The sequence below is a fragment of the Gemmatimonadaceae bacterium genome (assembly GCA_020846935.1).
GTDB lineage: Bacteria > Gemmatimonadota > Gemmatimonadetes > Gemmatimonadales > Gemmatimonadaceae > RBC101.
In genome coordinates this window covers 173,340-193,902 of record JADLCY010000014.1, presented here as the reverse complement: position 1 = coordinate 193,902, position 20,563 = coordinate 173,340, and the positions used below count along the sequence as shown (strand labels likewise).

Below are 20,563 nucleotides of genomic sequence, written 5' to 3'. Positions count from 1 at the left end.
GTCAGGTGACGCGCCTCCGAACGAATTCCACGAATGTTCCCACCGGCACACCGGTCGCACCGACCGGGATCACGGTCAGGTCGGATTCGGTGTACGCGGTGCCAGCGATGTCCAGGTGCACCCATGGGTACGCGACGAACTCATTGAGGAACGCGGCGGCGGTAATGGTGCCCGCCGCGCGCCCGCCGGTGTTCTTGATGTCGGCCACCACCGAGCGGATCTGCTCCTTGTACTCATCAGTCAGGGGAAGTTGCCACGCCGGCTCGGCCGCGCGGCGTGAGGCCGCGATCACTTCCGCGACGAGGGCGTCGTCGTTGCCCAGCGCGCCCGTCGTCGTGTTGCCCAGCGCGATCACGCAGGCCCCGGTGAGCGTGGCGGCATCGATCACCGCGGCGGGCTCATAGCGCCGAACCCAATGCAGCACATCGGCCAGCACGAGCCGACCCTCGGCATCGGTGTTGATGATCTCGATCGTCTTGCCTGACGAGGCAGTCACGACGTCGCCTGGCTTCACGGCGTTGGACCCCGGCATGTTGGTCGTGGCTCCGAACACGCCGACGACGTTCACGGCGAGGCCGAGTCGTGCGATCGCCTCCATGGCGCCCAACACGCCGGCCGCGCCGCACATGTCGAACTTCATGAACTCCATTCGCTCCGCGGGCTTGATGGAGATGCCGCCCGTATCGAAGCAGAGCCCCTTGCCCACGAGGACGATCGGCGCCGCGCCCTTTGGTCCCTTGCGGTATTCGATGGCCACGAGCCGCGGATCCTGGGTCGTCGCCTGCGCGACACACAGGAACGAACCCATCTTCTCCTTCTCCATCTCCTTGCGGCCAAGGACCGTGACCTTGAGACCGTGGCGCTTGCCGATGTCGCGCGCCGCCTCGGTGAGGTGGTCCGGTGTGCACACGTTCCCCGGTGTATTGGCGAGCCGACGCGCCAGCGCGTAGCCCGCGCCGAGGGCGCCCGCGGCCGCGATCGCGCCCGCCGTTTGCCGAACGTCATCCACGAGCAGCGTGATCGCGGAGAGGGGGTCGCGACGCTCCGCGTCCGGCGGTGGCGTCTTGAGTTCGCTGTACTCCCACGCGCCGAGTTGTGCGCCAATCGCGACCTGCTCCACCTCGTCGTTCGACATGCCGGCGGCGAGCACGGTGAGGGCACCCACACCGAGACGATGGGCCTGGCGCGCGGCGAGTGTGGCGGCCCGGCGCAATGCGAGCGCGCGCTCCCTCGGCTTTCCGGCACCGACCAGCAGAATCCGGCGCGGACCCTTGCGCCCGCCGACCAGGTGAAAGGTCTCGTCCCGGTTGGCCCGGAAGTCCCGGCGATCGAACGAGCGTCGCAGCGCGCCGCCTAACGACTTGTCGATCTCGCGGAGTGCGGCCGGCATGCCCTCGCCGGCGACCACGAGACAGGCGAGCAGCGGCGTGGCGGCAGCCGCGGGCCGACCGGCGCGCGCAGAAATCTCCAGGGACATGTCCAGGTGGGGTGCAGGAGTGGCCCGGCGGTTCGGGCGGTGCGGAAAGCTATTGACCGCCGACCAACGACCACAAGCGAGCGCAGCGGACCATCAGACGACCCGATCGGGGAGCGGGGCCCCCTGCACAAACGCCGTGATGTTCCGCACGGCGACCTGCCCCATCGCCACACGGGACTCCACGGTCGCGCTCCCGAGGTGCGGCAGCGTGACGACGTTCGGCAGCGCGAGCAGCGCCGGGTTGACGTGTGGCTCGCCATCGAACACATCGAGCGCCGCGCCACCAAGGCGTCCCGCGACGAGCGCTCGCACGAGCGCGCGCTCGTCCACCACATCGCCTCTCGCCGTATTCACCAGGAACGCGTGCCGCGGCATCCTCGCGAGAATCGCGTCGTTGATGAGATGGGTGGTTTCGGTCGTGGCGGGACAATGGAGCGAGAGAAAGTCGCTGGCCTCGGCGAGCCGGTCGAGCGTCGACACCCAGGTCACTCCGAGCGCGGACTCGGCGTCAGGCTGCAGCCTGGTCCGTGACCAGTACGACACCGGCATGGCGAATCCATGCCGCGCACGGCGAGCCACGGCCTGGCCGATCCGCCCCATGCCCACGATGCCTAACGTCTTGCCGGCGACGCGTGCGCCCAGCAGGTGCGTCGGACGCCAGCCGGTCCAGGCTCCGGCGCGCAACTCCCGGTCCCCCTCCCACGCGCGGCGGGCGACCGCGAGCAGCAGGAGCATCGTGAGGTCGGCCGTGTCTTCGGTGAGGACGCCGGGCGTATTGGTCACCGCGAGTCCCGACGCGCGCGCCGCCTCGAGGTCGATGTGGTTGGTCCCGACGCCAAAGTTGGCGAGGAGACGGGCTCGCCGATCCGGCACCGCGAGAACCTCGCGGGTCAGGCGATCGGTGAGGGTGCAGAGCACGATGTCGTGGCGACGCAACGCGTCGGCCAGCTCCACGGCATCCATCTGGTGGTCGTCGGTGTTGAGCTGTGCCGCATAGCGGTCCCTGAGGACGGACTCAATCGCCTCGGGAAGGCGCCGCGTGACGAGGATCGAGGGAAGACGCATGACGCAATCTGTCACGCGCACCCGAGCGGGCCGAGTGCCAACGAAAACGGCGCCCCGAAGGGAGCGCCGTGATCGTCATGAGTGCCCAGGACGAGACTCGAACTCGTAAGGGCCGGAGCCCGGTGGATTTTGAGTCCACTGCGTCTGCCAGTTCCGCCACCCGGGCAGGCGATGGAGCCTAGACAGACGTGGCGCGTTCCTCAAGGGCCCCCGCGCGACGGGTACGGTCGACGCACCGGCGACGGGCTGCGCCTGGCGCTGTCCTCCCGGCGATATCGCATGTCATCCATCTGCCGGCGGACCTGCTCCAGCAAGCCGAAATAGCGCGCGCGCTGGATGGGTGTGAGGAAGGTGGCCAGCTCCTTCTGCTCCGCCTCCATGAGGTCGAAGCGCTGTCGCTGGACGCGCATCGCGCGATCGAGCAGCGCCGCGACTTCGTCGTTGGTGGCCGTCGCGCTATCGCTGCCGACGGCACGCCGCAGGTCCGTGCGCACCTGGCGCTCCTCGGTGAACAAGTCGCGACGGCGTGCCTCGAATCGGCCGTTGGCATCCTGCAGCCGCCGAACCTGGTCATCGGTCAGCCCCAGGCGCTGACGCAACACCGCCTCGAGCCGCTCGTGAAAGCGCTTCTCGAGCGTGGCGCGGTCTTCGCGCGCCGTCTGAGGACGCTGCGCGCCGAGCGGCGCGGCCACCGTGGCGATAGCGACCAACAACAGCATGGTTCGTCCCACGTCAGTTCCCTCCGGTCGCCCCGGATACGATGCGAAGGAACGCGCTCGTATCCGGCTCGACGTGCGGCGCCGCTTCGATCCGGTCGAGGGCGCCGATCAAGGTCTCGATGTCATCGTCCTGGAGGTCGGTGAGTCCTCCGCCCGCCGACAGTCCCACCGGCCGCACCGCGGACGGAGAATCCACCGCAGGCCCCGTGGTGGCGACCGCCGGCGCGACTGCGAGCGTGTCGACCGTGGGGACGTGCCCGAAGTAGCGACGCACGGTGGTCAGCGAGAGCCCGCCCAGGGCCACGAACGTCACCACCGCCGCGATGCGCCACTGCGTGGCAAAGGACCGCCGTGCGGGTGGCCGGGCCGCCGCTGGCCGCCGCGGCAACGCGGCCACGATGGCGGCCGTATCGATGCGCGGCACGCGCCTGCCTCGATACACCGCTTGCGCACCGCGCAGCACCTCGAGTTCGGCAGCGCATTCCGCGCACGTCGCCAGGTGTGCCTCGACGACGGCCCGCTCCCCGGAGGGGAGCGCGCCGAGCAGCAGCTCGGGAAGGCGCTCACGCACCTCGACGTTCAGGCAATCAGACATACAGACTCTCCTTCACATGCCGCAGAGCATTGTGGTAGTGCACCCGGGCCGCGCCCTCGGTGGTCCCGACCACCCCTGCAATTTCCTTGTAGGACAACCCTTCGTTCACCCGCAACAGGAAGACCTCGCGCTGGGTCGGCGACAGCCGACCGATCACCTCGTGCATCCGCTGGCGCGACTCATCGGCGATCAGGTCGTCCAGCGGGTCGAACTCGGTGGAAGCATCGCCCTCCTGCACTTCGACCACATCGCGCTGCCGCCGCAACGTCCGCCGCGAATCCGCCACCAGGCGTCGCGCGATCGTGAACAACCACGTCCTCAGCGTACTGTCGCCCCGGAACGAACCGAGCGAGCCAAACGCCCGCACGAACGTGTCCTGGACGACCTCCTCCACCCCGCTCCGCAGTCCGAGACTCGCTACATAGCGCGCGACCGGCTCCGCGTGGCGCTCCACCAGAAACGTCGCCGCCCGCTCGTCCCCGCCCTGCCAGCGGGCGATGAGGTCGGCATCCGTCGCATCGGGTGGGAAACGGTCACCTGCGGTCATGTCGCTACGTGGATTCGACGGGAGGATGGGACGGGACGTTAAGGGCGGACGACGCAAGATACCGCCGACGTTGCACGGAGGCCGCGTGGGCCCGGTTGCTCGCCATCCCCTGGCACGACGCATACCTTGCGCTCATCGTCTCCATTGCCTCCTGGAGGAGGTTCCGCCGAGTGAAAATCCGCGCCCTGCCGCTGGCTCTGGGATTGGCCGTCACCGGGTGTAACACCCCACAGGCCGCCCCGCCCCCGACGCCGGTCCCGATGCCCGCCCCCGCCGCCCAGACTCCGGACACCGCCCAGCGTGTCGCTCCCGGAGCCGGAGCCCTGTCGGAGCCCAACGCCAACCCCTTCCCGAGCACGTACCGCCCCGGCCCGGCGCGCACGACCGTCATCCGGAATGCGACGGTCATGACCGCCACGGGGACCACCATCCGGGGCGGCTCCGTCCTCCTGCAGGGGGGCAAGATCGTCGCCGTCGGCGCCACCGTGTCCGCGCCCGCGGACGCAGTGACGATCGACGGCACCGGGAAGTTCATCACGCCCGGTATCATCGATACGCATTCGCACCTGGGCGTGTACGCGGCTCCGCCCGTCGAGGCCCTCTCGGATGGGAACGAAATGACCAACCCATCGACGCCTAACGTGTGGGCGGAGCACTCGGTCTGGCCTCAGGATCCGCAGTTCCCGCGGGCGCTCGCCGCGGGCGTAACGACCATCCAGATCCTTCCCGGCTCCGCGAACCTCATCGGCGGACGCTCGGTCGTGCTCAAGGTCGTCCCCTCGGCCACCGTGCGCGGGATGAAGTTTCCCGGCGCGCGCTACGGGCTCAAGCAAGCCTGCGGCGAGAACCCGAAGCGTGTGTACGCGCAACGGGGACCGTCCACCCGCATGGGGAATGTGGCGGGGTGGCGGGCACAGTACATCCAGGCCGAGCAATACCGGCGGCGCTGGGACAAGTGGCTCGCGGACCGTAAGGGAGAGCCGCCGGCCCGCGACCTGGCGATGGAATCGCTCGCCGAGGTCCTGCGCGGCAACATCTTCGTGCAGTGGCACTGCTACACTGCCGCGGACATGGAAGGCGCCATGGAAGTCGCCGACGAGTTCGGGTTCCGCATCCGCTCGTTTCACCACGGCGTTGAGGCGTACAAGATCGCCGACCTGCTCACGTCCAAGGGCATCTCGGCATCGCTCTGGTCTGACTGGGGTGGCTTCAAGATCGAGGCGATGGACGGTGTGCGCGCGAACCTGGCGCTGTTCCACAACGCCGGCGGGCGAGCGGTGGTGCACTCCGACGATGGAAGCGGCATGCAACGCCTCAACCAGGACGTCGCCAAAAGTGTGAGCGAGGCGCGCGGGCTCGGGATCAATGTCTCGGACGAGGACGCGATCAAGTGGATCACGATCAACCCAGCCTGGGTGCTCGGCCTCGACGATCGCATTGGTTCGCTGGAGGCGGGCAAGAACGCGGACGTGGTGCTGTGGGACAAGCACCCGTTCAGCATTTACGCGAGGCCGGAGAAGGTCTGGATCGACGGCGCGCTGAGCTTCGATCGGCTCGATCCGACGCAACGCTGGCGCACGGACTTCGAGCTGGGCTTTGTGCCGGAGCCGGCGGGAGGGAGCAAGCGATGATCGCGCGCATCGTAGCGGCGGCAGCGCTGGCCGCCACCACCACCTTGCCACTGCCCGCCCAGGTGGTCGCGATCACCGGCGCACGAGTGTTTCCGGTGAATGGGCCGCCGGTCGACAACGCCACGGTGGTCATCACCAACGGTCGCATCAGCGCCGTGGGCGCCGGCGTAGCGGTTCCGGCGGGCGCCAGGCGCATCGACGGCACGGGCAAGTGGGTGACGCCGGGCATCTTCAATGCCACGACGTCGTTAGGCGTCTCGGAGATCGGGCAGATCCCCGGATCGTACGACGCCGGCGCCCAGGGGACTGGTGACGGCGTCACGGCATCGTTCCGGGTGTGGGAGGGATTCAACCCGGCGTCACCGCTGCTCCAGGTGACGCGGAACGACGGCATCACCACGGTGGGCATCATCCCGAGTGGATCGCTGGTCGGCGGCCAGGGCGCGGTGGTTGCCCTGCGCAACGGCTCCCTGGCCGATGTGCTCATGCGCGGCCCGGCAGCAATGTTCGCTGACCTCAACGCGCGCGGCGCACGCATCGGGGCGGCGCGTGCGGAGGTGTATGCGCGGCTGCGTGATGTCTTCGACGACGCGCGGGCGCTGCCGACGCTCCGGGCCGGTTATGAGCGCAACGCGTCTCGCCCGCTCGCGGCCGGACTCGCCGACCTGCGGGCGCTCCAACCGGTCCTGGCTGGTACGCTTCCGCTCGTGGTCGACGCGGACCGGGCGACGGACATCGAGGAGGCGCTCACGTTGGCCAGGCAGTACGGTCTCCGCATCGCCGTGGGTTCGGCGACCGAAGGCTGGAAGGTGGCTGATCAGCTCGGGGCGGCGAAGGCGTTCGTGCTGGTCGGCGCACTCAACAACATCCCGCGCGACTTCTCCTCGCTCGGTGCGCGGCAGGACAACGCCGCGCTGCTGCACGCCGCGGGGGCTCGCGTGATCATCTCGGGCGGCACGGACGCGTTCAACGCGCGCAACGTGCGGTTCGAGGCCGGCGTGGCGGTGGCGTTCGGGTTGCCGTGGGACGCGGCCCTCCGGGCGGTGACGCTGACGCCGGCGGAACTGTACGGCGTGGCCAATCGCGTCGGATCACTCGAAAACGGCAAGGACGCGACGCTGGTCGTGTGGAGCGGTGACCCGTTCGAACCGTCGACGCGCGCCGAACATGTCTTCGTCCAGGGTGCCGAGGTGCAGGGGCCGTCCCGGCAGGACGAACTCATGCGGCGGTACCGGACGGTCCCGGCGGACTACCGCAAGCCGTAGCGCGGCCAGGCAGCCCAGGCCCGGCACTGGTACCGGGCCCGGGCGGACCAGGTGCAGCAGGTGCGGAAACGCAAAAGCGCGCCCCGAACCGGGCGCGCTTTCTTACCGTGATGCTCGCGGTCAGGCCGCGGGCTCGACGGACACGCGGATGCGCTTCTTGTCCTTGTGCTCGAACTTCACCGTGCCGGCCACCAGCGCAAAGATGGTGTAGTCCGTGCCGAGACCCACGTTGCGACCGGGGTGCCAGCGGGTACCGCACTGCCTGAGGATGATGTTCCCTGGCACGACGGACTCACCGCCGTACTTCTTGATTCCTCGATACTTGGGATTCGAGTCGCGGCCGTTGCGCGAGGAGCCGACGCCTTTCTTGTGAGCCATGGTATCCTCGTGTCAGCCGAGAGTGATGTCCTTGATGCGGACTTCGGTGAAGCCCTGCCGGTGGCCCTGCTTGCGGGCGTAGTTCTTCCGGCGTTTGAACTTGAAGACGACGATCTTGTCGCCGCGGCCATGCTTGACGATCTCGCCCGTCACCTTGGCCCCGGAGAGCGTGGGGACGCCGACCCGCGACGTCTGTCCGTCGGACCCGAGGAGCACCTCGTTGAACTCGATGGCCGATCCCGCATCACCCTCGAGCGAGGGAATGCGAAGCGTGGTGCCCGGCTCGACGCGGAACTGCTTGCCGCCGGTGCGGATGATGGCGTATGGCATGGTGTGCAGCGAAAAGATTGCGAGCCCACAAAGCTAAGTGGGCATTGAGCTTCGGTCAACCGGGCCGATAGGCCTGGTCGCAGTCACCGCTGCGCGGAACCGCGGACCGGAAACGATCCCTCATCTGCCCCGCTCGGGCACCGGAGAGCGCCTGGTGTCGAGCCCGAGCCAGAGAGGGGGCAGAAGCGGCGGCGCGAGCGGCTCCGTACCACGCACGCAGTCCGGTCGCGAGGACCTTCCCTCACGCCACCGAGTACTGCTGCGTCACGTCGCGGCCTGCACCCTTCTGGACCAACTTGAACTCGTCTGGTCTAAGTAGTGGATCGTCACGGAGTTCCACCGGAAAGCCTGCTACCTTTTCGAGCTTGCGAAGGTAGTCCTTCTCCTGCTCGAGTAGGTAGAACGCGACGTCGGGATGGAGCCGTACCACGACGTGTTCCTTGCGCCCCTCGACTCCCATGCGCTTGACCGAGCGCTCGACGCGCCGAACGATCGTCTCGGGCGTGAACACCCGGCCGGTACCCCCGCAGGTCGGGCATGACGCCGTCATCGACTGCAGGTGGCTCTGCCGCACGCGCTGGCGGGTCATTTCGATGAGCCCGAGGTCCGAGACCGGAAAGGCCTTGGTGCGCGCCCGATCGCGGCTCAGGTGCATCCGCAGTTCCTGCAGGACGCGGTCGCGGTTGCTCCGCGTCTCCATGTCGATGAAGTCCGCGACGATGATCCCGCCGATGTCCCGGAGGCGGATCTGGCGGGCGACTTCGCGCGCCGCCTCGATGTTCGTGCGGAGGATCGTCTTCTCCGGATCCTTCTTGCCCGTGAACCGGCCCGAGTTCACGTCGACGGAGACCAGCGCTTCGGTGGGCTCGATGATGAGGTATCCGCCGGAAGGCAGCTCGCACCGACGCTTGAAGAGGTCGCGGATCTCGGTTTCGATGTCGGCCTTGTCGAACAGGGGCACCTGGCCCTCGTAGAGCTGGATGCGCTCGATCAGTTCCGGCGCCACGCCTTTCAGATACTCCACGATCTCGTTGTAGATCTGGCGTGAATCGACCTCGATGCGCTCGATCTTGGTCGAGAAGACGTCGCGGATGATCCCGCGCGTGAGACTCGTTTCGCGATGCAGCAGCGACGGCGCGCGGACGAACGTCTGCTTGCGCTTCACCTTCTTCCAGGCACCCATGAGCGTATCGAGCTCGCGCTTGAACGCCTCCGGCGTGGCATCTTCGCCGACAGTCCGCACGATCACGCCGCCGGACTTCTCGGGCAGCATGCCCTCCACTTGCTCCCGCAGGCGCTGGCGTTCGGCGCGTTCGCCGATCTTGCGGCTGACCCCGACGCGGGAGGCATGCGGCATGAACACCAGGAACCGACCGGCCAGCGAAACCTGCGCCGTGACCCGTGGCCCCTTCGTGGAGATAGGCTCCTTGGAGACCTGGACCAGGAGGGTGTCGCCCTTCTTGATGACGTCCTGGATAGGCGGCGCCTTCTCGCGACGACCCCGGCCGCGCGGCGACTCTTCACTGTCGTCGTCCTCTTCCTCGTCGTCCTCGTCGTCGTCCGCGTCGGCGGCCACCACGTCGGACGCGTGGAGGAACGCGCTCTTCTCCGTTCCGATGTCCACGAAGGCGGCCTGGATTCCCGGCTGCACCGCTTCGACGCGTCCAAGGTAGATGTCGCCGACCATGCGCCGGGCTTCCGGCCGGTCGATGAGGAGTTCAACCAGCTGATCGTCTTCGAGTATCGCGACTCGCGTCTCGCGCGAGGTGGAATTGATGAGGATCTCTCGCTTCATCGACGGCTCTGCCGTGGCGGTGCCAACGCGACTCGATGGCGGGGCCCCGGCGAGTTCCCAGGAGGGTGAGTGCCGGCGACCCGCGGCGTGTTGCGCGCGGGACCGACAGGGTCGAGGGGAGTGGTCCTGTCGCGTGCGCGATCGTCCACGCCCCGGCCGCCGCGCGCGAACGGCTCGGTCTGGCGTCCAACACCAGGCGGCCGGCGAGGCGGGAAGGCGTGCGATCCGGGGTCTGCACCCCCGCGGACGCGCGAGAACCGGTCGCTCCGATCCACGACGTCACGCGCCGCGGGGGAAACGACGAGACCACACGGACGTGGGCGAGTCGCGCCCGCATCCGGGAGAAAACGGAGGCACACCGCAGAACGAAGCGGACTAAGGCCAAAGTGCGATGCCCCGCATCCTGAGGACCAGCACCACGAGGGCGCCTGCATACCCCAACGCGGCCTTCCACTCGCCGTGTTTCATGTACAGTGCGCTGCTGAATCCCGCGGCCTCGGCACCGGGGCGCCGCCATGGAGTCAGGCGCGGAAAGAACGCCGGGACATTGGCGCAGAACTCCGCATACGCGCCCGGGAACCGCTGCGCAATGTTTGCCCGTTCGCGTTGCATCGTGGGAACATAGATGGCTAGGAAGAACAGCGCCACGAGCCCCAGCAGCGCCCAGTGAGCGGCGAAGGCAAACCCGCAGGCAATAAGGAACGATCCGAAGTACAGGGGATTGCGCGTGTGCGCATAAGGTCCCGTCGTCGCCAGGCGATCGTTCTTCATGATGTGCCCGGACGCCCAGGCGCGCACGATCAGCCCGACCAGCGCCACACCGGCACCCACCGCCAGCCGCATGGGGGTCGGCCTGGCAAACACGAGGTAGGCAATCGCCAGCACGAATCCCAGGGGCAGCCGCAGCTGCTTGGCGGTCAGCGACCAGGTCACGGCAGCAGATCCTTGAGCAGTTCGCGGGAAATGACGAGCCGCTGGATCTCGCTCGTTCCCTCGCCGATTTCGCAGATCTTCGCGTCGCGCATCATTCGCTCGACGGGATACTCCTTGGTGTACCCATATCCGCCGTGCACCTGGATGGCCTTGATGGTCGCGCGCATCGCCAGTTCCGAGCAGAACAGTTTGGCCATCGCGGCGGCCCTGGTCACCGACTTGCCTTCCTGCAACATGCGGGCGGCGTGGTAGACGAGGTGCCTTCCCGCCTCGATTTCCGTGGCCATGTCGGCCAACTGGAAACCAATGCCCTGAAAGCTGGCGATCGGCTGCCCGAACTGCTTTCGCACGCTGGCGTATCTGAGGGCTTCATCGAACGCGCCTTCCGCGATACCGAGCGAGAGCGCCGCGATGCCGATGCGGCCCGCGTCGAGCGTGCGCATGAAGTTCACGAAGCCCATGCCCTCCTCGCCGAGCCGATTCTCCACCGGCACGACGACGTCCTGGAAGATCAATTCCCGAGTGTCGGAGGCACGCCAGCCGAGCTTGTCCTCCTTCTTTCCCGAGGTGAAGCCGGGCATGGCGACGAGGGAGTCCGCGTGCCCGATCCCGTAGGGTGCGGCGCGCTGCAGGTCGTCGTTATGCTTGGTCAGAATGAACGACGAGATCCCTCGCGTGCCCGCGGACGGATCGGTCACCGCCGTGACCACGAACACCTCGCCCACCCCGCCGTGGGTGATGAAGCGCTTCGATCCGTTCAGCACGTAGGTGTCACCGCGGCGCACGGCGGTGGTACGCGTGCCACCGGCGTCGCTTCCCGCGCTCTCTTCGGTCAGGCCGAAGCCACCCATGACCGTCCCGCTCGCGAGCAGCGGAACGTAGCGTTGCCGCTGCGCCTCGGTGCCGAAGTACACGATCGGTGACGTGCCGAGGGTGGTGTGGGCCGATACCGTGAGCCCGTGCGAGGCATCCACCCGCGCGAGCTCGTGGATTACGATGATGTAGCTCGTCAGGTCCAGTCCGGCGCCACCAAGCTCCTCCGGCCACGGCACGCCGAGCAGCCCGAGTTCGCCCATCTTGCGAATGTTTTCCCAGGGAAACTCGGCGATGGCGTCGTACTTCGCGGCCACGGGTGCCACCTCGTCCCGGGCAAAGGCGCGCACCATCTCGCGCACCTGAAGGTGCTGCTCGTTGAAGTACTGGGAATCTTCCATGACCTGGTTCAGCGGGCGCGACCATCGATCGCGAGGCACCGCCCCACGCGGGACGGGGACGAACCGGCCTCCCCGGACTCGCCGGAGCGGAATGTAACGGGACCGCCAACGGGAGCGAATGCCGCGGCGACCGCGGCATTCGGTCACACCGGCCGCAGAAAATGGCCCCGGGTGAAGGCGTGCCCCACCAGGGATCGGAGCTCGGTGGTCTCGTCAGGCACCACCCCGCGAGCCAGGGCGCCTAACGCCTTCGACCACGCAGCCACCACGGCGCCCACGGGCTCCCCGGGCACGTTGAACAACAGGTGGTAGCCCCGCACGCCCATGCCCCAGAGCGCCGGGAGGAACTCGGACCCCTCGATGGGTCGCGAGTGGAGCAGCCGGTTGCGGCACGCGGAGTCGGTCGCGACCGGGAACGTGTACCCCGCGGGGTCGGTCAGCTCGACGACGGGGTGCGACTTCACGCAGAGATCACGACAGGTCGTCGCGACACGATCAAAGGCCGCCGACAGCACACAGTGTTCGATCGTCATGCCCTCGGGGCGTCCGTAAACGACGACGTCGAAGCCGTCGCCCCGCCATGGCAACACCAGCGACGCCAGTTCGGCGAGCGTGAGTTCCACCGAACACACGAGTCGACGCACACCGTGTGCGAACAGTTCATCGGCCGTGAGCGGATTGAAGACGTTGACCGCGTAGTCGGCCACCACATCGCGCGGCTCGGCGGCGAGCGCCGTTGCCAGGCCGACGTGACCGCTGAGGAGCGGCAGCCCGGTGGCGAGCCATTTGTCCAGCGACCGTCGCTCCTCGGGTCGCACGATGGTCGGCGTGCGCAGCCGCAGGGAGCATCCCTGCCCCGCCAACTCGTCGGCGAGTCCGACCACGCGGGCGACGGGCGGAACCGGATGCCTGAGGAACGGATCGAACACGACCTCCGTCGCGCCGGCAGCCGCGGCCTCGCGAGCGGCATCGGGTGTGTAGACCGTGGCGGTCAGTCGCGGCGTTGATCCCGCCAGAGGCACCTGCGGCCCGGACACCTCAACCGCGCGCGCGATGGCTGCGTCCCGGTCCGCCATCCGGCTGGCGAGCGCCCAGTCGCGCCGCGTCATCAGTTCATCCACGGCCTCCGTGCGCAGGCGATTGAGTTCGCTCACGGGCAGGAACAGGTCGCCGGCAAGGGCCGCCGCATCGAGACCCGCGAGCACGAACGGCGTCTCGCCAAGGCGGCCGAGCTGCTCCCGGAGGCGCGTCGCATCGAGAGGCTGGCGCGTGGCGGGCGTGAGCGGAATCGCCGACCGTACCACGACCTCCGCATCTTCCCAGGACCACACCGCCTTGAGGGGCGCCCCCGCGGTACCGAACAGCCGAACCGCGATCGGTGTCTTGCGCGCCCTGACGGAAGGGTCGAGCGCTTCGTAGGAGGCCCTGGCGCGCCGCAGGAGCTCCGACTCGACGTTGCGCACGACGCGCCATCCAGCCGGGATGCGGTCGCGTGCCCAGAGCGCCTGCTGCACGCGTCCGTCACGCTCGCTGATGGTCCGCACTCGCTGCGCGGTGAACCCGGTGGACACGGCGCGCACGCCGGCCGGTGGCTCGAAGCCCAGGCCATCACGCTCGAGAATCGGGTGCGACACGTCGATGAAGAGTTCCCGACCGTCGCTGCCGGTGACCACACCCAGCTCGTGACCGCGGTTGTCGGGCTGCGCACGCGTGATGTAGTCACGACCCGCGCGGCCCACGAGCATCCCGGCCGTGAATCCGCGCGAGTAGATCTGTACGAGCGGGCGTACCTCCTCGAACGCCGGCGTGCCACGATCGCCGTTGGCCAGTCGGTCGAGCCACTCGCGATAGGCGCGGGTCACGGTGGCGACGTACTCGGGCTTCTTCTTTCGCCCTTCGACCTTGAGGCAGCCGATGCCAGCATCGGCGAGTTGGGCCAGCTGATCGTGCGCAGCCAGGTCGCGTGCCGAGATCAGGAACCCGCGATCGAGTTCGACCCGCGTCGCACTGTCGGTCAGCACATAGTCCTTGCGGCACGCCTGGGCGCAGGATCCCCGGTTGGCGCTCCGCTCGGAGATGAGCCCACTCATGAGACACTGCCCGGAGTAGCTGATGCACAGGGCGCCGTGCACGAAGGCCTCGAGGCCAAGCTCCGGGACCGCGTCGCGGATGGCCCGGATGTCGTCGATGGTGTTCTCGCGAGCCAGGACGACGCGGTCGATGCCGAGCTCGCGCATGAAGCGCGCCCCGTCCGCGTCGTGGACCGTCAGCTGCGTCGACCCGTGGATCTCGAAGCCGGGAAAGGCGCGCTGAGTCGCACGGATGAGACCGACGTCCTGGACGATGGCGGCGTCGACACCACGATCGATCGCCTCACCCAGCAGCGCGAGTGCCTCCGGCAGTTCGTGGGTCTTGGTGAGGATGTTGAGCGTGAGGTAGATGCGCACCCCGCGCGCATGCGCGATGGCGCACGCGACGCCGACGTCTTCCAGCGTGAGCTGCGCTCCTTCGTCGCGCGCGTTGAAGCGCTGCGCGCCGAGATAGACGGCGTTCGCACCGTTGGCCACGGCGGCGCGGACGGCGTCCAGAGAACCAGCGGGCGCGAGCAGTTCGGGAACGAGCTGGTGAGTCACCGGGGGGAAGTTAACCCCACCACGCGCGGCTTCGGCCTATCCGGACAGGGTGCTCCAACCGAGCCACGCGCCCGCCATCGTGCTGGCGAGGGCGGCCCCGACGCGGAGGGACACAGCAGCGCCGCGGTGCGAACGCGCGACCGCGCCGGTGACCACCCCGGTGAGCAGCGAGACGCCGGTCATGCCGGCGATGGTGCCAAGGCCAAAAGCGGCGAGGTAGGTGAGCTGTGTCTCAACCGTGGTCGCCGCGGCCACCAGGAGCACGATCACCGCACCACTCCCCGCCAGTCCGTGTGCGATCCCGAACGCCAGGGCGCGGCTCGCCGATCGGACGTGCGCCGGGTGAACGTGCGGATCCCGCGCCCGGTGCGCGGTGGCGTGCGCAGAGCCTAACGACTCGCGATGGCGCGCCGCCTCACGCCACAGGGAGCTGACGCCCAGCAGGCTGAGCAGCAGGGCGACCGCAAGCTCGGCGACCGCGTGGAACCGCTCGGGCACACGCACCCCGAGCCCGACGAGGATGGCCGCGACGACGCCCACGCTGAGCGTGTGGCCCATGCCCCACGCGACGCCGAGCCGCGCCGCCTGGCGCAGCCCGCCCCCACGCGTGGCGAGCGTGGTCACCGCGGCGAGATGGTCGGGCTCGAAGGCGTGACGGAAGCCGACCAGGAAGCCGACGCCGACAACGGAGAGCAGCGCGAAGGACATGGGAGGGGTGCTGGCGTCGCGAGGACCACTGGAAGGTCGGCAAATGGTGCGCACGACGCTACCCTCGGGTTGCGCCAGCGTGCAGCCCGCGCTTTGATGCACGGTGCGCTCGCGGCGCACACACGTCCCCGCTCATGCACGAGATCGACCTTGCTCAAGACATCGTGAACCTGGCCCTCGAACAGGCCAGCCGACTGCGGGCCACGCGCGTGCTCGCCGTCAACCTCCGGGTCGGCCAGTTGGCGGGCGTGGAAGCGGGCGCACTGCACGCCGCGTACCGCGAGGCCTCGGCGCGCACGGTGCTTGCCGGATCGCGCCTCGCCATCATCGACGTGCCCCTGGTCGTCTGGTGCGCGGTGTGCCTCGCCGAGGTGACGCCCGTACGGATCAATCGCCTGCGGTGCCCGCGGTGCGACACGGCGGCGGGTGAGATCAGGCGGGGTCGCGAGTTGGAGATCGCAGCGCTGGAGGTCGACGCGTGACGACCCGGATCGTGGAGGTGCGAGCCGGCGTGCTCCGGCGGAATGACGAAGTCGCACGCGCGTTGCGCCGCGAGTTCGAGGCCGCGGGTGTATTCGTGGTCAACCTGGTCTCCAGCCCAGGGACCGGAAAGACGTCGCTCCTGCAGCTCACGCTCTCGCGACTCCGCGAGTCTGGCATCCGCACCGCGGCCCTGGTGGGCGACCTCGAGACGGACAATGACGCGCGGCGGCTGGCGGAGAGCGGGGTGCCCGTGAAACAGATCAATACGCACGGGCGCTGCCATCTGGAGGCCGACATGATCGGCACGCACCTGGCCAGCTTCGACGTCGCGGCACTCGATTACCTGTTCATCGAGAACGTGGGCAATCTCGTCTGCCCGGCGAGCTACGACCTCGGTGAAGCCCTGCGCGTCGTGTTGCTGTCGGTCACTGAGGGCGAAGACAAACCGCTCAAGTACCCGACGATGGTCAACTCGTCCGACCTGGCGGTGATCACCAAGATCGATCTGGCTGCGGTCTGCGAGTTCGATCGGGCGGCGGCACATGCCGCGATCCATGACGTGCGGCCGGCGATGCCCATTCTCGAGGTGTCGGCCCGGCGAGGGATTGGCATCGATCCGTGGCTGGCCAGCCTTGCCGAGCGCCGCGAGGCCTGGCTCGACCGTCTCGGGCCGGCCGCACCGGGGACCTGAGTCGTCAGCCTTCCGGAGGCGCCTCAGGACCGTCGTTCCCCTTCACGAAGCGCAGGAGGAACGCGCCAGCCATCATCGCGATCGCGACCCAGCGCAGGGCTTCGACCTCGAAGCGGGCGCCGGCGGCGAACAGCAGGAGTCCGACAATGGCGAGGACCAGCTTGACCTTCGTGACGGTCGTCATGCCTACCCCTTGGCGTCGGGCAGTCCCAGCGTGGCCCCCTCTGCATCGGGCACCTCGAGGATCAGCCGCAGCATCGCCGTGCTGAAGACCTTGCCCTGGGCGTCGGTCTTGAGGGAGAGCGTCCCGCCGCCGTCCAGCGCGCCATGCAGCAGGAAGTTGAGCGCATGGAGATTGGGCAGCTCGTAGCGCTGCACGCCACCGGTGATCATGCCGTGAAAGTGCGCGGCCACCCGCGCCTCGCTCAGTTCGCGCACCATCAGCGCATACCACTCGGGGCGCAGCGCAATGACGCCGACGTTGGCGGTATCACCCTTGTCGCCCGATCGGGCATGCGCGATGTCGGCCAGTCGGACCTTCATTCGACGATCTCCACTTGCGGCATGACGACGGTCTTGTCGACGAGCGCCGGCCAGTACGCGACGATCTCCTCCACCTTTGGCCGGCCACCGGCGAAGCCGGTCACACTCGGTGGGCCATTGAGTACGAGGGGTGCGAGTTCGCGGGTGAAGCGCTCGACCATCGTGCGATCGGACGAGCGCACGCCGATGCGGAGCTGCACTTCGTCGTTGGCGTGCCCGTCACCGGCCAGTGGACCGTGGGTGCTGTTGACGCCGACGAACTCGGTGAGGATGGCATCGAACGAGAGCCCGAGCATGGTGAAGCGCTCGCGCAGCACGCGGTCGGCGAGTGTGGCCTTGGCCATGGCGTCGGGCCACGAGTACACCAGCGTCCCGACCGCCTTGAAGCCGGCACGATAGGCGATCGACACCTTGAGCTTGTCCGTGGCCGGCGCGCCGCGAATGCCGAAGACCCGCACCCGGTCCTGGCCGGTGGCCTCGAGCCGGATCGACGTGAAGTCGGCGACGACGTCCGGTGTGATGTACGCGTGCGGGTCGCCCATTTCGTAGACCAGCTGTTCGGTGACCGAGGGAACGGAAATCCGCCCGCCCGTGCCCGGGTGCTTGATGATCTCGAACGTCCCGTCGCGCCGAGCTTCGACGATCGGGTACCCGACGTTGGCGAGGTCGGGAATCGACTGCCATTCGTGGAGGCAGTTCCCTCCCGAGCACTGGGCCCCGCACTCGATGATGTGCCCGGCGATGATGCCCGCGGCGAGGCGGTCCCAGTCGTCGGCCTTCCACCCGAACTCGTGCCGCAAGGGCGCCATGGTGAGCGCCGTGTCGGTCGACCGCCCGGTGATCACCACGTTGGCGCCGAACGCGAGCGCATCGACGATCGGCACGGAACCGATATACGCGTTGGCCGATAGCACCCGGTCACGGATCGCCGCCAGCGGTTCGCCCGTCTCCATGTTGGCGAGGGCATGTCCTTCGGCGATGAGCTGATCGAGGCGCGGCAGCAGGTCATCACCCGTGACGACACCGAGCTTGAGTTTGCCGCGCGCACCGCGCTTGTCAGCGAGCGCGAGGATCGCGTCGCCACACGCCCTCGGGTTCACGCCGCCGGCGTTGGCAATGACGCGCACGCCCCGCTCGACGATCGCCTCCAGCACGGAATCGATGGCGCCCACGAAGTCCCGCGCGTATCCCATCGCGGGATCGCGCTCCTTCTGCTTCTGCAGAATGGACATCGTGACCTCGGCCAGGTAGTCGAGCATCAGGTAGTCCACGGGCCCGCCCTCCACCTGACGGCGGGGCGCAGCGAGCCAGTCTCCCCAGAACCCCTGTCCGGAGGCAATGCGTACCACGGATTTCATCGAACGGTCTCTGGTTGCGGCGGGAGCACGAAGGCGCCGATGTGCGGGCCCTCGTTATGCAGCGTGGCCTGGAGTGCCATGGCGAGCACGTCGCGCGTCTCGTCGGGGAAGATGATGGCGTCGACGTACCCGCGCGCGGCGGCGAACGTGGCGTCGAGCTGGTGTTCGTAGTCGGCGCGCATCTCCTCGATCGCCGCGAGGACCTCGCGCGGAGCTTCGCGCCCGGCCTTCTTTGCCTCGGCGAGGGCTGGACCATGCACCGCCTGGATGGCGCTCTCGCCCTCCATGACGCCCATGCGTCCGGTCGGCCACGAGAAGATGAAGTCGGGATCGAAGCCCTGCCCGGCCATTGCGTAGTAGCCGGCCCCCGAGGCGTGGTTTACGGTGAGCACCAGCTTGGGAACCCGGGCGCACGCCATGGCCTCGACCCAGCGCGCGCCCGCGCGAATGATGCCCTCGTGCTCGGCTTCGCCGCCGACCATGAAGCCGGAGACGTCCTGGACGAAGAGCAGCGGGATGCCCTGGCGGTCGCAACGGTCGATGTAGTACGCGACCTTCTCCGCGCTCTCGGCGTAGATGATGCCGCCGAAGCGCGGTTTCTCTCCGGCGCGTCCCTTGATGAGGCCACGCTGGTTGGCGATCACGCCGACGGGGATCCCGTGGATGCGGGCATCGGCGCAGATGACTTCGCGCGCAAGGCTGCCCTGGAACTCATCGAGGACGCCGTCGTCGGCGATGGCGCGAAGGACGTCGTGCATGTCGTAGGACATGCGGTGGTCGGCGGGCAGGAGATCGTAGAGGTCCGGCGGTTTCTTGGCTGAAGCGGGGACCGGATGGTTGCGCGTTTCACGCGGGGGCGTGGTATCGTCGTTTTCGGGGGGGGCCCCCCACGACCCGAAGCGGACCGACCCACGCGGCAGCCGGCCGACCAGTTCCCGCAACTTCGCCAGACACGCCGCATCGTCGTCCACGGCGTAGTGCGCCACACCACTCACTTCCGTGTGCGTCACGGCGCCGCCCAACGTCTCGCCGTCGATCGTTTGGCCGGTCGCACCCTTGACCAGGTTCGGTCCACCCAGGCCCATGAACGACGTCCCCTTCACCATCAGGATCACGTCCGAAAGCGCCGGGAGATACGCCCCGCCGGCGATACACGGTCCCATCACCGCGGCCAACTGCGGCACGCGCAGGTAGCGCCGCATGATGGAGTTGTAGTAGAACAGGCGCGCCGCGCCGTACTGGCCAGGGAAGACACCACCCTGATAGGGCAGGTTCACGCCCGCCGAGTCCACGAGATAGAGGATCGGAATGCGACACCGCATCGCGATCTCCTGGGCGCGGAGCATCTTCTTGATGGTCTCCGGCCACCACGACCCGGCCTTCACCGTGGCGTCATTCGCGACGACGACCACCTGTCGCCCCTCGACCATCCCGATACCCGTCACGACGCCGACCCCAGGCGCCTGACCGTCGTACTGGTCATGCGCGACCAGCAGTCCGATCTCGAGAAAGCGCGCTCCCGGATCGCACAACGCTGCGATGCGTTCGCGCGCGGTGAGTTTTCCCTGGGCGTGCTGGCGTGCCACCTTCTCTGCGCCACCACCTTGCCGAAGGGTCGCCTCGAGGGACCGCACTTCGGCGCTTCGTTCCCGCAGTCGTGAGGTCACGTCGCCTGGTGCTGCTTGGCCTCGAACCAGTGGCGGATGTATTCCACGAGGTCTGATGTGCGCGTCCCGGGCCCGAACAGCTGCCCCACGCCCTGCGCGGCGAGGGCCTCCATGTCTTCACGCGGAATGATGCCGCCCCCGGTGACGAGGATGTCCTCGCGGCCGGCGTCCACGAGCAGCTGGCGCACCCGGGGAAATAGCGTCATGTGCGCGCCGCTCAGGATCGACAGGCCTACGACGTCGACGTCTTCCTGGACCGCGGCGGTCGCGATCATCTCCGGCGTCTGATGCAACCCGGTGTAGATCACCTCCATCCCGGCATCACGCAGCGCCGCGGCCACCACCTTGGCTCCGCGGTCGTGCCCGTCGAGGCCTGGTTTGGCTACGAGTACGCGAATCGGTCTGGTCATGTCTCCGCAGGGGTGAACGCCGCGCAGCGCGGACGGTGAAAACTAGTGCGGTACACAAGGACGAGAAGCCAACGTGCGCGGAGACTCCGTCTGGACCTCGCCGCCGTCCGAGGCATGCCCC

The 20,563-nt window shown here is 68.4% G+C and carries 21 protein-coding genes and 1 tRNA gene; 4 read left to right on the top strand and 18 right to left on the bottom strand.

Annotation, left to right across the window (positions count from 1 at the left end):
- Position 1 precedes the first annotated feature (1 nt).
- From IT361_17515 to IT361_17490, 6 genes are all read right to left on the bottom strand, one after another.
- The gene (locus IT361_17515) at positions 2-1,477 is read right to left on the bottom strand and encodes a leucyl aminopeptidase (GenBank protein ID MCC6319473.1); all 1,476 of its coding nucleotides are present in this window, start codon (positions 1,475-1,477) and stop codon (positions 2-4) included.
- A 93-nt stretch (positions 1,478-1,570) separates the two neighbouring features.
- Positions 1,571-2,542, bottom strand: a complete 972-nt coding sequence (locus tag IT361_17510) for a D-glycerate dehydrogenase (GenBank protein ID MCC6319472.1) — start codon at positions 2,540-2,542, stop codon at positions 1,571-1,573.
- 82 nt (positions 2,543-2,624) lie between these two features.
- Positions 2,625-2,708 (bottom strand) — tRNA-Leu (locus IT361_17505).
- A 34-nt stretch (positions 2,709-2,742) separates the two neighbouring features.
- Positions 2,743-3,273, bottom strand: coding sequence for a hypothetical protein (locus IT361_17500; protein ID MCC6319471.1), 531 nt, complete (start codon positions 3,271-3,273; stop codon positions 2,743-2,745).
- A 1-nt stretch (position 3,274) separates the two neighbouring features.
- Positions 3,275-3,856, bottom strand: a complete 582-nt coding sequence (locus IT361_17495; GenBank protein MCC6319470.1) for a zf-HC2 domain-containing protein — start codon at positions 3,854-3,856, stop codon at positions 3,275-3,277.
- Positions 3,849-4,403 carry an RNA polymerase sigma factor gene (locus IT361_17490; GenBank protein ID MCC6319469.1) on the bottom strand — a complete coding sequence of 185 codons (555 nt, stop codon included), beginning with the start codon at positions 4,401-4,403 and terminating at the stop codon, positions 3,849-3,851. The genes IT361_17495 and IT361_17490 overlap by 8 nt, the downstream gene beginning before the upstream one ends.
- A 170-nt stretch (positions 4,404-4,573) precedes the next feature.
- On the opposite strand from IT361_17490, the gene IT361_17485 reads away from it, so the two are divergent.
- Together IT361_17485 and IT361_17480 are read left to right on the top strand one after the other, a co-directional pair.
- A complete protein-coding gene (locus IT361_17485; GenBank protein ID MCC6319468.1) occupies positions 4,574-6,034 on the top strand; it encodes an amidohydrolase in 1,461 nt (486 codons plus the stop codon).
- Entirely contained in the window at positions 6,031-7,299 is a 1,269-nt protein-coding gene (locus IT361_17480) for an amidohydrolase family protein (protein ID MCC6319467.1), read from the top strand. The genes IT361_17485 and IT361_17480 overlap by 4 nt, the downstream gene beginning before the upstream one ends.
- 120 nt (positions 7,300-7,419) lie before the next feature.
- On the opposite strand, the gene rpmA is transcribed toward IT361_17480, so the two are convergent.
- From rpmA to IT361_17445, 7 genes are all read right to left on the bottom strand, one after another.
- On the bottom strand, positions 7,420-7,677 hold the full coding sequence (rpmA, locus tag IT361_17475; GenBank protein ID MCC6319466.1) for a 50S ribosomal protein L27: 258 nt from the start codon (positions 7,675-7,677) through the stop codon (positions 7,420-7,422).
- A gap of 12 nt (positions 7,678-7,689) precedes the next feature.
- A complete protein-coding gene (rplU, locus tag IT361_17470) occupies positions 7,690-8,007 on the bottom strand; it encodes a 50S ribosomal protein L21 (protein MCC6319465.1) in 318 nt (105 codons plus the stop codon).
- 241 nt (positions 8,008-8,248) lie between these two features.
- The gene (locus IT361_17465; GenBank protein ID MCC6319464.1) at positions 8,249-9,802 is read right to left on the bottom strand and encodes an Rne/Rng family ribonuclease; all 1,554 of its coding nucleotides are present in this window, start codon (positions 9,800-9,802) and stop codon (positions 8,249-8,251) included.
- Positions 9,803-10,177: 375 nt separating this feature from the next.
- Positions 10,178-10,735, bottom strand: a complete 558-nt coding sequence (locus IT361_17460) for an isoprenylcysteine carboxylmethyltransferase family protein (GenBank protein MCC6319463.1) — start codon at positions 10,733-10,735, stop codon at positions 10,178-10,180.
- Positions 10,732-11,949 (bottom strand): acyl-CoA dehydrogenase, encoded by a 1,218-nt coding sequence (locus IT361_17455; protein MCC6319462.1) that lies wholly within the window; start codon positions 11,947-11,949, stop codon positions 10,732-10,734. The genes IT361_17460 and IT361_17455 overlap by 4 nt, the downstream gene beginning before the upstream one ends.
- A 143-nt stretch (positions 11,950-12,092) precedes the next feature.
- Positions 12,093-14,582, bottom strand: a complete 2,490-nt coding sequence (locus IT361_17450; GenBank protein ID MCC6319461.1) for a U32 family peptidase — start codon at positions 14,580-14,582, stop codon at positions 12,093-12,095.
- Between the two features lie 36 nt (positions 14,583-14,618).
- Entirely contained in the window at positions 14,619-15,290 is a 672-nt protein-coding gene (locus tag IT361_17445; protein ID MCC6319460.1) for a hypothetical protein, read from the bottom strand.
- 134 nt (positions 15,291-15,424) lie between these two features.
- Between IT361_17445 and IT361_17440 the strand changes: the two genes are divergently transcribed.
- Complete coding sequence (locus IT361_17440) at positions 15,425-15,772, top strand: hydrogenase maturation nickel metallochaperone HypA (GenBank protein ID MCC6319459.1); 348 nt, start codon at positions 15,425-15,427, stop codon at positions 15,770-15,772.
- Positions 15,769-16,464 (top strand): hydrogenase nickel incorporation protein HypB, encoded by a 696-nt coding sequence (hypB, locus tag IT361_17435; GenBank protein ID MCC6319458.1) that lies wholly within the window; start codon positions 15,769-15,771, stop codon positions 16,462-16,464. The genes IT361_17440 and hypB overlap by 4 nt, the downstream gene beginning before the upstream one ends.
- A gap of 4 nt (positions 16,465-16,468) precedes the next feature.
- Here hypB and IT361_17430 read toward each other — a convergent pair whose 3' ends face one another.
- The 5 genes from IT361_17430 to IT361_17410 are packed head-to-tail and all read right to left on the bottom strand — an operon-like array spanning position 16,469 to position 20,442.
- Positions 16,469-16,648, bottom strand: coding sequence for a hypothetical protein (locus IT361_17430; protein ID MCC6319457.1), 180 nt, complete (start codon positions 16,646-16,648; stop codon positions 16,469-16,471).
- Between the two features lie 2 nt (positions 16,649-16,650).
- On the bottom strand, positions 16,651-17,007 hold the full coding sequence (locus IT361_17425) for a hypothetical protein (GenBank protein ID MCC6319456.1): 357 nt from the start codon (positions 17,005-17,007) through the stop codon (positions 16,651-16,653).
- Positions 17,004-18,365, bottom strand: a complete 1,362-nt coding sequence (locus IT361_17420) for a DUF1446 domain-containing protein (protein ID MCC6319455.1) — start codon at positions 18,363-18,365, stop codon at positions 17,004-17,006. Before IT361_17420 ends, IT361_17425 begins: the two co-directional genes overlap by 4 nt.
- Positions 18,362-20,032 (bottom strand): acyl-CoA carboxylase subunit beta, encoded by a 1,671-nt coding sequence (locus tag IT361_17415; protein MCC6319454.1) that lies wholly within the window; start codon positions 20,030-20,032, stop codon positions 18,362-18,364. The genes IT361_17420 and IT361_17415 overlap by 4 nt, the downstream gene beginning before the upstream one ends.
- Entirely contained in the window at positions 20,029-20,442 is a 414-nt protein-coding gene (locus tag IT361_17410; GenBank protein MCC6319453.1) for a cobalamin B12-binding domain-containing protein, read from the bottom strand. The genes IT361_17415 and IT361_17410 overlap by 4 nt, the downstream gene beginning before the upstream one ends.
- Between the last annotated feature and the right edge of the window lie 121 nt (positions 20,443-20,563).

What these genes read in the sequence shown, in the direction of transcription:
- IT361_17515 (MCC6319473.1), bottom strand. Translation starts at nt 1,477, where the DNA reads ATGTCCCTGGAGATTTCTGCGCGCGCCGGTCGGCCCGCGGCTGCCGCC.
- IT361_17510 (MCC6319472.1), bottom strand. Translation starts at nt 2,542, where the DNA reads ATGCGTCTTCCCTCGATCCTCGTCACGCGGCGCCTTCCCGAGGCGATT.
- IT361_17495 (MCC6319470.1), bottom strand. Translation starts at nt 3,856, where the DNA reads ATGTCTGATTGCCTGAACGTCGAGGTGCGTGAGCGCCTTCCCGAGCTG.
- IT361_17490 (MCC6319469.1), bottom strand. Translation starts at nt 4,403, where the DNA reads ATGACCGCAGGTGACCGTTTCCCACCCGATGCGACGGATGCCGACCTC.
- IT361_17480 (MCC6319467.1), top strand. Translation starts at nt 6,031, where the DNA reads ATGATCGCGCGCATCGTAGCGGCGGCAGCGCTGGCCGCCACCACCACC.
- rpmA (MCC6319466.1), bottom strand. Translation starts at nt 7,677, where the DNA reads ATGGCTCACAAGAAAGGCGTCGGCTCCTCGCGCAACGGCCGCGACTCG.
- rplU (MCC6319465.1), bottom strand. Translation starts at nt 8,007, where the DNA reads ATGCCATACGCCATCATCCGCACCGGCGGCAAGCAGTTCCGCGTCGAG.
- IT361_17465 (MCC6319464.1), bottom strand. Translation starts at nt 9,802, where the DNA reads ATGAAGCGAGAGATCCTCATCAATTCCACCTCGCGCGAGACGCGAGTC.
- IT361_17455 (MCC6319462.1), bottom strand. Translation starts at nt 11,949, where the DNA reads ATGGAAGATTCCCAGTACTTCAACGAGCAGCACCTTCAGGTGCGCGAG.
- IT361_17445 (MCC6319460.1), bottom strand. Translation starts at nt 15,290, where the DNA reads ATGTCCTTCGCGCTGCTCTCCGTTGTCGGCGTCGGCTTCCTGGTCGGC.
- IT361_17440 (MCC6319459.1), top strand. Translation starts at nt 15,425, where the DNA reads ATGCACGAGATCGACCTTGCTCAAGACATCGTGAACCTGGCCCTCGAA.
- IT361_17430 (MCC6319457.1), bottom strand. Translation starts at nt 16,648, where the DNA reads ATGACGACCGTCACGAAGGTCAAGCTGGTCCTCGCCATTGTCGGACTC.
- IT361_17425 (MCC6319456.1), bottom strand. Translation starts at nt 17,007, where the DNA reads ATGAAGGTCCGACTGGCCGACATCGCGCATGCCCGATCGGGCGACAAG.
- IT361_17420 (MCC6319455.1), bottom strand. Translation starts at nt 18,365, where the DNA reads ATGAAATCCGTGGTACGCATTGCCTCCGGACAGGGGTTCTGGGGAGAC.
- IT361_17410 (MCC6319453.1), bottom strand. Translation starts at nt 20,442, where the DNA reads ATGACCAGACCGATTCGCGTACTCGTAGCCAAACCAGGCCTCGACGGG.